12 protein-coding genes are annotated in these 13,051 nt (G+C 67.3%); 5 read left to right on the forward strand and 7 right to left on the reverse strand.

Annotation, left to right across the window (positions count from 1 at the left end):
- Positions 1-7 precede the first annotated feature (7 nt).
- Positions 8-1,048 (forward strand): zinc-binding dehydrogenase, encoded by a 1,041-nt coding sequence (locus tag D8670_RS06635; RefSeq protein WP_121817275.1) that lies wholly within the window; start codon positions 8-10, stop codon positions 1,046-1,048.
- A complete protein-coding gene (locus tag D8670_RS06640; protein ID WP_121817276.1) occupies positions 1,038-1,328 on the forward strand; it encodes a DUF7977 family protein in 291 nt (96 codons plus the stop codon). The genes D8670_RS06635 and D8670_RS06640 overlap by 11 nt, the downstream gene beginning before the upstream one ends.
- Here the strand turns inward: D8670_RS06640 and D8670_RS06645 are convergent.
- The 4 genes from D8670_RS06645 to D8670_RS06660 all read right to left on the reverse strand — a co-directional run bounded on the left by D8670_RS06645 (position 1,325) and on the right by D8670_RS06660 (position 6,497).
- Positions 1,325-4,156 carry a DUF7282 domain-containing protein gene (locus tag D8670_RS06645; RefSeq protein WP_162994212.1) on the reverse strand — a complete coding sequence of 944 codons (2,832 nt, stop codon included), beginning with the start codon at positions 4,154-4,156 and terminating at the stop codon, positions 1,325-1,327. The two genes, D8670_RS06640 and D8670_RS06645, sit on opposite strands and share 4 nt — an antisense overlap.
- Before the next feature lie 317 nt (positions 4,157-4,473).
- Entirely contained in the window at positions 4,474-4,788 is a 315-nt protein-coding gene (locus D8670_RS06650) for a DUF7853 family protein (RefSeq protein WP_121817278.1), read from the reverse strand.
- Between the two features lie 167 nt (positions 4,789-4,955).
- On the reverse strand, positions 4,956-5,525 hold the full coding sequence (locus D8670_RS06655; RefSeq protein WP_121817279.1) for an NUDIX hydrolase: 570 nt from the start codon (positions 5,523-5,525) through the stop codon (positions 4,956-4,958).
- 39 nt (positions 5,526-5,564) lie between these two features.
- Positions 5,565-6,497, reverse strand: a complete 933-nt coding sequence (locus D8670_RS06660) for a diacylglycerol/lipid kinase family protein (protein ID WP_121817280.1) — start codon at positions 6,495-6,497, stop codon at positions 5,565-5,567.
- A gap of 93 nt (positions 6,498-6,590) precedes the next feature.
- Here D8670_RS06660 and D8670_RS06665 point away from each other — a divergent pair, with 93 nt between their 5' ends.
- Positions 6,591-7,307 carry a CehA/McbA family metallohydrolase gene (locus D8670_RS06665; protein WP_121817281.1) on the forward strand — a complete coding sequence of 239 codons (717 nt, stop codon included), beginning with the start codon at positions 6,591-6,593 and terminating at the stop codon, positions 7,305-7,307.
- Here the strand turns inward: D8670_RS06665 and D8670_RS06670 are convergent.
- Positions 7,304-7,717, reverse strand: a complete 414-nt coding sequence (locus tag D8670_RS06670; RefSeq protein ID WP_121817282.1) for an Lrp/AsnC family transcriptional regulator — start codon at positions 7,715-7,717, stop codon at positions 7,304-7,306. The two genes, D8670_RS06665 and D8670_RS06670, sit on opposite strands and share 4 nt — an antisense overlap.
- A 105-nt stretch (positions 7,718-7,822) precedes the next feature.
- Here D8670_RS06670 and carA point away from each other — a divergent pair, with 105 nt between their 5' ends.
- Positions 7,823-8,905: a glutamine-hydrolyzing carbamoyl-phosphate synthase small subunit gene (gene carA / locus D8670_RS06675; protein ID WP_121817283.1), complete on the forward strand. Its 1,083-nt coding sequence runs from the start codon at positions 7,823-7,825 to the stop codon at positions 8,903-8,905.
- A 253-nt stretch (positions 8,906-9,158) separates the two neighbouring features.
- Complete coding sequence (locus D8670_RS20795) at positions 9,159-9,299, forward strand: hypothetical protein (protein WP_162994213.1); 141 nt, start codon at positions 9,159-9,161, stop codon at positions 9,297-9,299.
- Between the two features lie 59 nt (positions 9,300-9,358).
- On the opposite strand, the gene D8670_RS06680 is transcribed toward D8670_RS20795, so the two are convergent.
- A complete protein-coding gene (locus tag D8670_RS06680) occupies positions 9,359-9,463 on the reverse strand; it encodes a PQQ-binding-like beta-propeller repeat protein (protein WP_162994214.1) in 105 nt (34 codons plus the stop codon).
- Positions 9,464-9,686: 223 nt separating this feature from the next.
- Entirely contained in the window at positions 9,687-12,911 is a 3,225-nt protein-coding gene (gene carB, locus D8670_RS06685) for a carbamoyl-phosphate synthase large subunit (RefSeq protein WP_205254041.1), read from the reverse strand.
- Between the last annotated feature and the right edge of the window lie 140 nt (positions 12,912-13,051).

Genomic DNA, 13,051 nt, shown 5'->3' on the forward strand with positions numbered 1-13,051 from the left:
AACGCGCATGCAAGCGGTCAAGTTCACCGACCACGGCGACACCGACGTCATCGAGTACGGCGACTTCCCGGACCCCGACCCGGCCGCGGACGAGGTGCTGGTCGACGTGAAGGCGGGGGCGCTGAACCACCTTGACGTGTGGACGCGCCGCGGCCTCCCCACCATCGACGTGGAGATGCCCCACGTTCCGGGCAGCGACGCCGCGGGCGTGGTCGAGGAGGTGGGCGACGACGTCTCCCGCTTCGAACCGGGCGACCGCGTCGCCGTCCTCGCCGGCACCTACTGCGGCGAGTGCGAATACTGCCGCGACGGTGACGTGGCGCTGTGCGTCCGGTTCAGCATCATCGGCGAGCACACCCGCGGCGTCCACAGCGAGTACGCCGCCGTCCCCGAGCAGAACCTCGTCTCCGTTCCCGAGGGCGTCGGCTGGGAGACGGCCGCGGCCGCGCCGCTCGTGTTCCAGACCGCCTGGCGGATGCTGATCTCCCGCGGCGACGTCTCGCCCGGCGAGGACGTGCTCGTCCTCGGCGCGAGCGGCGGCGTCGGCCACGCCGCCGTCCAGATCGCGGACTACGCCGGCGCGACGGTGTACGCCACCGGTAGCAGCGACGAGAAACTGGAGTACGCCCGCGAGTGCGGAGCCGACCACGTGATCGACTACGAGGCGAAGGACTTCGCCAGCGAGATCCGGGACCTGACCGGCAAGCGCGGCGTCGACGTGGTGGTCGACCACGTCGGCGCGGCGACGTGGTCCGATTCGCTGGCCTCGCTCGCGAAGGACGGCCGCCTGCTCACCTGCGGGGCGACGACGGGACCGAACCCCGAGACCGACATCAACCGGATCTTCTGGAACCAGCTGAACGTGATCGGGTCGACGATGGCGACGCCCGGCGAGTGCGACGACGTGCTCGAACTCGTCTGGGACGGCACCTTCGAACCGCGGATCCGCGAGGTCCTCCCCATGAGCGGGACCGCCCGCGCCCACGAGATGCTGGAGAACCGTGAGGGCTTTGGCAAAGTAGTCGTAAGGCCCGACAGTGAGCTCTGACGACGCGAGCGGCTACGTTCACGACCCCGAGGCCGGCGTCGAGACCGGCACCGCGAACGACGCGGAGCCCGACGACGGGTTCGACTGGCGAGGCTGGACGCTGGTCGGGGTCATCGTCGTCTCGTTTCTGATCGTCCCGGCGATCGTCCTGGTCCGCCCGCCGGTGTTGCCGTGGCGCGTGGCGCTGCTCGTGTTCCCGCTGCTGCCGGCGTTCCTGCTCGGCGGCACCGCTGTCTGGGCGGCCGTTGCCGGCGAAAAAAGCGACGAGGAAGGTCGTTAGGTGAGGACCGTCCCGTCCGACTCGTTCGTCTCGTTCGAGTCGGTCGTCTCGGTCGTGTCGTTGGCGTCGAACGACTGGACCGTCACGCTGGCGTCGTCGATGACGGGCGTGCCGTTCATGACGTACGCGCCGTCCTCCTCACCGTCGGTCGTGAGGAAGTCGTAGGTCTCGTTGTCGTTCGTGTCGAAGTGCGGCATCGCGACGAGCGTCTGGTCCTCCTCTAGCGACGTCTGGTTGGCCTCCAGTCCGGGGACGTCGTACAGCGGTACCGACACGCTGTCGTGCTCGCCGGGTTCGAGGTACTCGGAGACGCCGATGACGCTACCGAGCACCTCGCCGTCGAGGAGCGTCGCGTCGTGAATCACCACGAATCCGCCCTCGGAGAGGTTCGCGGACGCGACGCCCACGATCTCCCCGCTCGTCGTCTGGTCGTTGAACTCGACGGACGCCGTGGCGTTTACCGCGGTCTCGTTGTCAGTGACGTTCGTCTCGTTATCGGTGACGTTCGTTTCGTTGTCCGTAACGTTGGTCTCGTTGTCAGTGACGTTCGTCTCGTTATCGGTGACGTTCGTTTCGTTGTCCGTAACGTTGGTCTCGTTGTCAGTGACGCCGTCCGTGACGTTGGTCTCGTTGTCTGTAACGTTCGTTTCGTTGTCAGTGACGCCGTCCGTGACGTTGGTCTCGTTGTCAGTGACGTTCGTTTCGTTGTCCGTAACGTTGGTCTCGTTCTCCGTCACGTTCGTGACGTTCTCCTCGGCCGCCTCGATCGTCACGAAGCCGTCGTCGAGGACGGGCGCGCCGGTCTCGTTGACATACGGGCCGTCCTCCGCGCCCTCAGTGGCGACGAAGTCGTACGTCCCGTTCTCGTTGGTGTCGAGGTGCGGCATCGCGATCAGCGTCTGGTTCTCGGTCAGTTCCGACTCGGCGAAGTCCGCACCGGAGACGTTGAACAGTTCGACGCTGACGTTCTCGTGTTCGCCCTGTTCGAGGTACTCGGAGACGCCGATGACGCTACCGATGACGTTCCCTTCGAGCAGGGTTGCGTCGTGAATAGCGACGAACGTTCCGTTACTGCTGTTCACGGAGTCGACGACGACGGTCGACCCGTTCGACGTCTGGTTCTCGAAGCTGACGTTCGCGGTCGGTGCCGCCGTCTCGTTGTCCGTGACGTTCTCCTCGGCCGCCTCGATCGTCACGAAGCCGTCGTCGACGACGGGTGCGCCGGTCTCGTTGACGTACGGGCCGTCCTCGGCGCCTTCACTGGCGACGAAGTCGTACGTCCCGTTCTCGTTGGTGTCGAGGTGCGGCATCGCGATCAGCGTCTGGTTCTCGGTCAGTTCCGACTCGGTGAAGTTCGCACCGGAGACGTTGTACAGCTCGACGCTGACGTTCTCGTGCTCGCCCTGTTCGAGGTACTCGGAGACACCGATGACGCTACCGATGACGTTCCCTTCGAGCAGGGTTGCGTCGTGAATAGCGACGAACGTTCCGTTACTGCTGTTCACAGAGTCGACGACGACCGTCGACCCGTTCGACGTCTGGTTCTCGAAGCTGACGTTCGCGGTCGGTGCCGCCGTCTCGTTGTCCGTGACGTTCTCCTCGACGTCCTCGCTCACGTTGAGCTGCTGGACCTCACCGAAGTCGCGGGTGAGCACGCCCAGGTAGTACGTCCCCTCCTCGTCGGCGCTGACGTTGAGCGAGACGGTCGTCTCCTCGCCCGCGTCCAGCGTGACGTTCTCCTGCGCGGCGACGGAGCCGTTCAGGCGCGCGGTGACGTTCTGCGTGTCGTTCGCCTCGCCGTCGTTCGTGATCGTCGCGTTGACGGTCACGTTCTCCCCGACCGGCGCGTCCGCGGGCGCGGAGAGGTTCGACACGTTGAACGAGGCGTTCTGTTCGGTGAGCGTTATCTGCGCGACCTCGCCGTCGTCCTCGGTGAAGACCCCGTGGACGTAGGTGCCGGGCGCGAGTCCGGTCGTGTTGACGTTGAACTCGACCGTCCGCTCGTCGTCGTCCTCGAAGGAGACGTGCCGGCGCTCGACCACGTCACCCTCGACGCGGAGTTCGACGGCCCCGGCCTCGCGGTCGTCGGGCGCTTCCACGTCGGCCGTCACCGTGACCGTGTCGTTGACGGGCGCGGTGTCGACGGCCTGGAGGTTACTCACATCGAAGCCCTCCTCGGCTTCGACTTCGTCCTCGTCTTCGGCTCCTTCTTCCTCGGTCTCGTTCTCAACCTCTTCGGGTTCTTCCGTCTCGTTCTCGACTTCCTCGGGCTCCTCTTCAGTTTCGTTCTCTATCTCTTCGGTTTCGTTCTCTACCTCTTCGAGTTCCTCTTCCGTCTCGTTCTCGACTTCCTCGGTCTCGTTGTCAGCGGTGGCGTCGTCATCTTCGGCCGCGCCGCCGCGGACGGTCAGGTCGGCCTCGTCAGAGACGATATCGCCGTCCTCGGTCTGGTAGCGACGGTCGATGCTGGCGTTGAGTTCCTGGTTGCCGTCGGTGTCCTCGTGGAGCACGGCGACGACAGTGGTGTCGCTACTGATCTGCCGTTCGAGCTGAATCCTGACGTTCCGGTCCTGTTCGGCGATGTACTCGGATGTTCCAATCACCGGGCCCTCCTCGGATCCCTCGTGGAGAGCGATGAATCCGCCGTTCTCGGGCGGCGTCACCGAGGAGACGCGGACCTGCTCTCCGTTGGTGTTCTGGTCGTCGATCGATACACTCGGCTCGGCCTGCTCCTGTTGGGCGCTCGCGGCGACGGTCGCGATGCCGCCGGCTGTCACCATCAGGAGCGCAACTAAAACGGCGCTGATCTTTGTTGTCTGCAGTTTCATACGGACTTGTGAACCACGACGCGGCAGATAAACGCCGAAGAACGTTTTTGATTGAAACGCGCGCGTAACCCTGACGGCGTTCTGACCGGTCGCCGCTCCGCGGCACTTCTGTCGTTCTCGTGGCGTCGGAAAGGCCCGGATACGGCGACATACACGCCTCAAACCCCCGTAATGCGCCGTTACCGATCCTCGGCGCCACGGCGACGCCGGGTCTCCGTTATCGGACCTGTCGAGAAGGGATGCAACGCGACTCGGCTATCGCGAATCGGCCGATCCGGGGCAGTAATACTGGGTGAATGACCCGATACGCTATCTCACTACTGTACCGCCGCGGGCGGCGACCGGTAGGCCGCCTCGATCCGGCCGAGAAGGGTCCGTGCCGGCGACCGGTCCCGGTCGGGCGCCCGCTCGACGTAGGACTGGACCGCGCGCTTGACGCGCCAGGCCTCGAAGCAGGTCAGCGACAGCGCGTCGCTTTCGACCTGTTCGAGGACGGCGAGGGCCCACCACGGCGGGGACCGGTCGCTCTCCTCCGCCGCTTCGAGCTCCCGAAGCATGACGTCGTGGAGGACCCACTGCTCCGTCCGAGTCAGTTCGAGCGCTTCCGCGTCCGAAGCCGTCGTGGTGCTCATTGCCAGACCGTCGGTACGGCTTGCCCCGATATCAACCCCAGCGTTAATCGGGGGTCGTTCCGCTCCGTTTCGGCCCGATTTCGGACTGTTCGCGCGTTAACAGCAGTTTGCGGCAGGCGATCGGGCTCCGCCTCGGTAGGAGAGGGGGCTCGACCGGCCGCGGTTCGTCACTCCACGTCGCGACGCATCGCGATCTCGAACCAGGGACAGAGCCGAAGCTGCCGGTACCACTGCGGGTTGCGGTGGAGCCGCTCGTAGGGCACCCACATCAGGCCGGCGACCTCCTCCTCGTTCGGGTCGAGGGTAGTGTCGGTGAGGGTGAGCTGGAGCACGGCGCAGACCTCGTGTTCGACGCCGGCGTTCTCGTAGTAGCGCTTGTACTCGAAGCGGTCGGTGAGGCGCAGGTCGTCGTACTGGTCCGGCGAGATGCCGAGTTCCTCTTCGAGGCGCTGGCGGGTCGCCTCCTTCTGGGTCTGGCCCTCGACCGGGTGGGAAGCCACGGTGCCGTCCCAGTGGGTGTCCCACAGACGCTTGTCGGGGCTGCGCTGGGCCAGGAGGATGCGGCCGTCCTCGTCGAAGATGAGCGCGGTGAACGCGCGGTGGCGGATCCCGTCGCCCGTGTGCGCGTCCAGCCGGTTGACCAGCCCCTGTTCCTCGTCGTCCGCGTCGACCGCGATGACGTCCTGCATCGCGTTCTCGTGGACCCCCTCGTCGGCAGTCCCCTCGTCGGTACTCATGACTGGGGAATCGTCCGGGGAGGTCAAACAGTCTTCGGATCAGTCCGGATCCGGCGCGTAGGCGTCGCCGACCCTGAGTTTCAGCCGGCGGTGCTCAGTCGCCGCGTGGAGCGATTCCGCGGAGATCATCTCGCCGTCGAGGCTGTAGTTGACCGGGTCGTCGGCATCGGTGGTGATCCGCAGTTCCGGCGTCCGCCGCGTCACGACGTCGACGGCCTCGCTCCCGAACAGCCGCTGCTCGATGGCGTCTTCCACGAGGTCGATCGCCGGCTCCTCCTCGAGGATCGTCACCTCGAACAGCCCGTCCTCCACGTTCGCCTGCGTCCGGCCGCTCTCGTCGGGAGGCCGGCGGCAGTTACCGATCATGACGATCAGCGCCTCCCCGCTCCAGGGGTCGGCGATGTCGTCGCTCGTCTCGACGTGGATCGGGACGCCGTCGAACTCCGCCATCGTCCGGAGCGTGCTCACCGCGTAAGCCGCGACGCCGATACGCTCTTTCAGGTCCGCCGACGTACTCGCGCTCGCGTCGGCGGTGAGCCCGCCCACGCAGGAGTTGATAAACGGCTCGTCGTTCGCCCGCCCGAGGTCTATCGCGCGCTCCTCGCCCGTCTCGACCGCGTCGAACGCCGCGGCGATACTCCCGACGCCGACGTTGCTCGCGAAGTTGTTCCCCGTCCCGCAGGGGACGGGGCAGAACGTCACGTCCTCGAAGGCGTCGGCGCGGTCGATGCCGCAGACCACCTCGTTCAGCGTGCCGTCGCCGCCGGCCGCTGCGACGACGTCCGCGCCCCCCTTGGCCGCCTCGGCGGCGAGGTCGACGGCGTCGCCGGGCTCCTCCGACACCCGCACGTCGAACCCGTGGTCGGCGGCCCTGTTTCTGACCTCCGGGCCGTGGTCGGCGCTCCCGCTGTTCGGGTTCAACACGAGAACGCGCGCTTCGTCCTCCCGGTCGCCCGCTGGCGTGTCACTCACTGGGATCCCCTGAACGAACCACGGGTCGGAGCGTGAAAGATTGACGGGTGCCCCGGGACCCGCCTATAAGGATCGGGCCGTGGTACGGCTATCGTGTTCGCGATCGACCTTCACTCCCACACGCGGTTCTTCCACGGGCGGCCGCGCCTCGGCGAAGCGTTCGACCCGCTCGGGTTCAGGATGCTGGCGTGGACCGCGAAACGGCGCGGGCTCCACGGCCTCGCGACGACCAATCACGACTACTACCGGGCGTTCGACGCGCCGGACGACTTCGTCGTGATCCCCGGGATCGAGGTGACGACGACCCGGGGCCACGTGCTGGTCGTCGGCCCGGACCCGCCGGCGGAGACGAAACCGGAGACGCTCACGCCCGAGGAGACGGTCGAGATGGCCCACGCGCGCGACTGCGCGGCGATCATCGCGCATCCGTACCGCAACAGCACCGTCCGGGACGTCGACGCCGCCTTCGACGCCATCGAGATAAACGGCAAGCACCCGCGCACCCGGCCCTGGGTCGAGCACCTCGCGCGGGGTCACGACCTGCCGATGACCGGCGGGAGCGACGCGCACTACCCCTTCGAGGTGGGTCGGGCGTTCACGACCGTCGACGCGGACGAACTCACGCCGGAGAGCGTCGTCGAGGCCATCCGGGACGGACGGATCGAGGCGCAGGTCGGGTACGGCTTCCCCAACGGCCTCCTTCGCCCGGCCTACCGGCGGATCCACGAGTGGAAGGGCTACCTCGACAAGCCCGACTGGATCACCCCCGGCGTGGGGACGCCGCCCGGGGAGCGGGAGAACGAACCCTAACCCAGCTTCTCGTTCAGTATCAGCCGCGTCTTCGTGCCCACGACCTCGTCGATCTCGCGGGCCTGCGTGATCAGTTCGTTCACCCCCTGCGTGTCGGCGGCGTCGACGACGAGCACGATGTCCTCCTCCCCGCTCACCTGCCACGCGAAGTCCACCTCCTCCCACTCGGCCATCCGCTCGGAGACGGCGGTCGTGTCCACGTCGACGGCGACGCTGATCTCGATCATCGCCTTGACGTTGCCCTTCCGGGTCGAGACCGTGAACCGCTCGATGATCCCGTCCTCGGTCATCCGCTCGACGCGGTTTCGCACGGTACCCTCCGACGTGCCGACCCGCTCCGCGATCTCCGTGTACGGCGTTCGCGCGTCGCGTCGGAGGATGTTCAGTATCTCCTGGTCCAGACTGTCCATTGAGATCCGTACCTACCCCTCCCCCGTACTTGATAATTACGAAATTCGTAACATCGCTTCGAAAGCAAGGTTTATGCACGCGGATGCTATACGTATCTCGTAACGATGGACGCCTACGTAGCGCTCGAGGGCGGACGCGTGGTCGAAGCACGCGGCCGTTCTCCGGGGACGACACACGGCGAACTGGTTTTCACGACAGCGTACACCGGCTACGAGGAGAGCCTCACCGACCCCTCTTACGAGGAGCAGGTGCTCACCTTCTCGTACCCCCTGATCGGGAACTACGGCGTGCGCGAGGAGCGATTCGAGTCCGACCGCGTCCACCCCCGTGCGGTCGTCGCCCGCGAGCTCACCGAGGACGTCGCCGAGTGGCTCACCGACGAGGGCGTCCCGGCCGTCGACCACATCGACACGCGCGACCTCGTGACCGACATCCGCGAGGGCGGCGCGATGCAGTGCGGCATCGCCGTCGGCGAGGACGTCACCGAGGAGGACGCGCTCGCCGAACTGGAGGCCTGCAAGGGCATGAGCGAACACACCGACATCGGCGCGCAGGTAAGCGTCGACGAGGCCGTCGTCCACGAGGGCGACGACGGCGGCGCGTACGCCGACGCGGACGTCGCGCTAGTCGACTGCGGCGCGAAGGGTTCGATCGTCGACTCGCTGGTCGCCCGCGGCGCGGACGTCCACGTGCTCCCCTACGACGCCACCGAGGCCGACGTCGAGGCCGTCGACCCCGACCTCCTGTTCATCTCGAACGGCCCCGGCGACCCCGCGAACTTCGAGGCGGCCGAGGAGCTGGTCGACACCTACGTCGGCGAGGTGCCCATCGCCGGCATCTGCCTCGGCCAGCAGGTCGTCGCCCGCTCGCTCGGCGGCACCACCGAGAAGATGGACTTCGGCCACCGCGGCGTCAACCAGCCGGTCCGCGACCTAGAGACCAACCGCGTGGTCATGACGACCCAGAACCACGGCTACACGGTCGGCGACCCCGGCGACGTCCTCGAAGTGACACAGGTGAACGTCAACGACGACACGCCCGAGGGCCTCGACAGCGACGAACTCGACGTCCTCACCCGCCAGTACCACCCCGAGGCCAATCCCGGCCCGAACGACTCGCTCGACTTCTTCGACGACGTGCTCGGGATGACCGAGCAGCGAGTCGAACCCGCGGTCGCCGACGACTGACGCGCCGACCCGCCGTTTCGACCGTTTCGGACCGTTTTCTCCGGCCGATCCCCGCGACGTAGCCGCCTCCCCGGCAGCTCCTGTCGGCGACTCGGCCCTTCCAGCCGCCACACCGACCGCTTTCCGCGCCGTCCGCGCTTCCGGAACCGTTCGCGACCGTACGGTCCGTTTTCGGGCCGTACGACCGTGAAACGGTCGGAACGAAACGGAACGATATGGGCGGATTAAGCCCGACGCGCCCGTCCCCTCTGGTATGGCAAAACAGTGTGGGAACTGCGGGATCGTCGTCGACAACAAGCAACTCGGCGGGGTCGTCCACGAGATGCCGCCGCTTCGCTGCCCCGGGTGCAACGAGTACGTCATCTGGGGGCCGGTCGAGCGCTCGAAGGCGTAAATTCCCGCCCGCGATTCTCGTTTTGCCGGCGACCCGATCGCCGCGCCGCGCTCGCCGCGTCACCGAAACGCGGCGAGCGTTCCGTACCCGACCGACGCGTAGACGGTACCGTCGGCCACCGCGAGGGCGGCGTTCGACGCGTCCGTTTCGCACTCCCACTCCACGTCGCCCAGGCCGGATCGAAGGCGTAGAGGACGCCGCCGTTGACCCGCCCCACGTCGGCGTACACCGTCCCGTCGGCGACGGCCCGGACCAGCCGCCTGCGTGTCAGACCGTCCATACGAACGGCTCTCGCGGGGGGTAAAAAAGCGTGATGAGAGACGGGAAGCGAAGAACCGAGACGAGAAGTGGAGCGAAGCGGAGAGTAGGAGAACCGGAGCTAGCGCCTCACTGTCCCCACTGGCGCCGCTGCTTCGGGCGCGAGTCGACCGAGGCGACGTCGAGCGGGTCGTCCGCGGCGTCGAGCGCCTCCAGCGCGGCGCGGGCGCTCGCCTCCGTCGAGAAGTAGGTTATCTCCTCCTCGACGGCCACCTCGAGCAGTTCGCGCTTGCGCGAGACGATGACGTCGATCTCGCCGCGCTTGGCGGCCTCGACGAGGTCGACGGCCTCCGAGAGTTCGAAGTGCTCCGTGTAGCCCTCGACCAGTTCCTCGCCGGCCTCGGTGTCCGGGTCGGGGAACTCGTCGGCCGAGAGGTCGACCACGGCGGTGCCCTCGCGCGGGATGGGCTTGCCGGTGGAGTCCTGGGCTTTGTCGTAGGCCTTGCCGAAGGAGTCGGCAGTCCCCATGACCTCGCCCGTGGACTTCATCTCCGGGCCGAGACGGGGGTCGCTCCCCGGCAGGCGGTCGAACGGCAGGACGACCTCCTTCACGCTGGTCTTGTCCGGGATCTGCTCGGCGGCGTCGAGCTCGTCGAGCGTGGCCCCGGACATCACCTTCGCGGCGAGCTTGGCGATGGGGACGCCGGTCGCCTTCGAGACGAACGGGACGGTGCGCGAGGAGCGCGGGTTGGCTTCGAGGACGTACACCTCACCGTCGCGCACGGCGAGCTGGACGTTCAGCAGGCCGACGGTGTCGAGCGCGGCCGCGATGTCCTCGGTGACCTCGCGGACGCGCGCCATCGTCTCGTCGTCGAGCGAGCGCGGCGGGATCATGCAGGCGGAGTCGCCCGAGTGGACGCCCGCGCTCTCGATGTGCTCCATCACGCCGCCGATGACGACGTCCTCGCCGTCCGCGACGGCGTCGACGTCGAGTTCGATGGCGCCCGCGAGGAAGTCGTCGACGAGGATGGGCTTGTCCGGGCTGACGCGGACGGCCTCCTCGATGTACTCCTCCAGTTCCTCGTCGTCGTAGACGACCTGCATCGCCCGACCGCCGAGGACGTACGACGGGCGGACGAGCACGGGGTAGCCGATGTCGTGGGCGAGTTCGAGCGCCTCTTCCTCGCTGGTCGCGGAGCCGCCCTCGGGCTGGGCGATGCCGAGGTCGTCCATCAAGCGGTTGAACCGGTCGCGGTCCTCCGCGAGGTCCATCGCCTCGACGCTCGTGCCCATGACCTCGCAGTCGAGGTCGCGGCGCTCGAGCTCGTCGGCGAGCGGTTCGCCGATGTCGACGGACGTCTGCCCGCCGAACTGTACCATCACGCCGTCGGCGCCGGTCGCCTCGACGACGTCCGCCACCTCCTCGGCGGTGATGGGCTCGAAGAACAGGCCGTCGGAGGTGTCGTAGTCCGTGGAGACGGTCTCCGGGTTGTTGTTGACGACGTGGGCGTCGATCCCCTGCTCACGGAGCGCGCGGACGGCGTGGACCGAGCAGTAGTCGAACTCGACGCCCTGCCCGATGCGGATGGGACCGCCGCCGACCACGACGACGCTCTCGGCGTCGGTGTCGACCTGCAGCTCGTCGTAGCCGGTCGAGACGCCGCTTGCGGCGGGCTCGCGGGCGGAGTAGTAGTACGGCGTCGACGCCTCGAACTCGCCGGCGCAGGTGTCGACCTGCTTGAACGAGCGGTCGGGCGCGGCGGACTCGACGGCGTCGACCTGCCCGCCGTCGGCCTTCGGCAGCTGGGAGGCCTCGCTGGAGTCGATGCCGGCGGCGACCTGCCCGTTCGTGAAGCCGAGCTCGGTGGCCTCGCCGAACTCGCCGTCCTGCGCCGCGACGGCGGCGTCGGCGACGTTCTTGAACCGCTCGACGTACCACTCGTAGATGCCCGTCAGGTCGACGACCTCGTCGACGGAGTAGCCGCGCTCGAACGCCTCGAAGACGGCGTACGGGCGGTCCGGTGACGGCCGTTCGAGGTACTGCGCCTCCAGCGTCTCGTCGTCGACCGCGTCCCAGTCGACGTCGGGCTCGTACTCGGAGGAGCGCAGCGCCTTGAGCAGCGACTCCTCGAAGGTGCGGCCGATGGCCATCGCCTCGCCCGTCGACTTCATCGCCGTCGTGAGCTCGAAGTCGACGTCGTCGAACTTGTCGATGGGCCAGCGCGGGACCTTGGTGACGATGTAGTCGATCGCGGGCTCGAAGGCGGCGGTCGTCTCGCCGGTGATCTCGTTGTCGATCTCGTGGAGGCGCTTGCCGAGCGCGACCTTCGCGGTCACGCGGGCGATGGGGTAGCCCGTCGCCTTCGAGGCGAGCGCGGACGAGCGGGAGACGCGCGGGTTCACTTCGACGACGCGGTACTCGCCGCCGGGGGTGCCGTCGTCGCGCCACGCGAACTGGATGTTACAGCCGCCGTGGATCTCGAGGTCGCGGATGACCTTCAGCGCGACGTCGCGCATCTCCTGATGGCCCTCGTCGGGGATGACCTGCGAGGGCGTGACGACCGTGGACTCCCCGGTGTGGATGCCCATCGGATCGATGTTCTCCATGTTGCAGATGATGATACAGGAGTCGTCGGCGTCCCGCATCACCTCGTACTCCAGTTCGACCCAGCCCTCGATGGACTCGGTGATGAGGACCGTGTCGTCCCGGGAGAGCCGGAGCCCGTGACGGACGCGCTCGTAGAGCTCGTCGATGTCGTGGACGACGCCCGATCCGGAGCCGCCCAGCGTGTACGTGGTGCGGGCGATGACGGGGAGACCGCCGACCTCGTCGACCGCCTCGTCGACGCGTTCCTGAAGGTCTGCCGCCGAGAGCTCGGCGACTGACTCGCCGTCCTCCAGCGAGACGGACGTCGACTTGGGGACCGGCTCGCCGAGCTCGTGCATCCGCTGGCGGAAGAGGTCGCGGTCCTCCGTCGCGTAGATGGTGTCGAGCGGCGTCCCCATGATCTCGACGTCGTGCTCGTCGAGGACGCCTTCCTCGGCGAGCTCGGCCGTGACGTTCAGGCCGGTCTGGCCGCCGAGGCCGGCGATGACGCCGTCCGGCTGCTCCTTCCGGATGATCTCGGCGATGGCCTCGGTCGTGATGGGTTCGATGTACACCTCGTCGGCCATCTCGGGGTCCGTCATGATGGTCGCCGGATTGGAGTTCACGAGGACGACTCGCGCGCCCTCCTCCTGGAGCGCGCGACACGCCTGCGCGCCGGAATAGTCGAACTCCGCGGCCTGTCCGATCTGGATCGGTCCGCTGCCGATGAGAAGGATAGTTCTGTCTTCTGTCTCTCCGTCGCTCATTCTATCACACCGAAGTTCGTACATCGTAATAAGCCCCACGATAGATTACGAGTAGCGAAACAGAATTTCGAATTTCGTATAGCGGGCCCGACATAGGCTCCGCCCTCGACGTAGCGCGGACAGCTCGGGAGAAATCGCGG

This window comes from Halostella limicola, assembly GCF_003675875.1.
Taxonomy (GTDB): Archaea; Halobacteriota; Halobacteria; order Halobacteriales; family Natronoarchaeaceae; genus Halostella; species Halostella limicola.

Coding starts and splice junctions, on each gene's coding strand:
- D8670_RS06635 (WP_121817275.1), top strand. CDS start 8: ATGCAAGCGGTCAAGTTCACCGACCACGGCGACACCGACGTCATCGAG.
- D8670_RS06645 (WP_162994212.1), bottom strand. CDS start 4,156: ATGAAACTGCAGACAACAAAGATCAGCGCCGTTTTAGTTGCGCTCCTG.
- D8670_RS06650 (WP_121817278.1), bottom strand. CDS start 4,788: ATGAGCACCACGACGGCTTCGGACGCGGAAGCGCTCGAACTGACTCGG.
- D8670_RS06655 (WP_121817279.1), bottom strand. CDS start 5,525: ATGAGTACCGACGAGGGGACTGCCGACGAGGGGGTCCACGAGAACGCG.
- D8670_RS06670 (WP_121817282.1), bottom strand. CDS start 7,717: ATGGACAGTCTGGACCAGGAGATACTGAACATCCTCCGACGCGACGCG.
- carA (WP_121817283.1), top strand. CDS start 7,823: ATGGACGCCTACGTAGCGCTCGAGGGCGGACGCGTGGTCGAAGCACGC.
- D8670_RS20795 (WP_162994213.1), top strand. CDS start 9,159: ATGGCAAAACAGTGTGGGAACTGCGGGATCGTCGTCGACAACAAGCAA.
- carB (WP_205254041.1), bottom strand. CDS start 12,911: ATGAGCGACGGAGAGACAGAAGACAGAACTATCCTTCTCATCGGCAGC.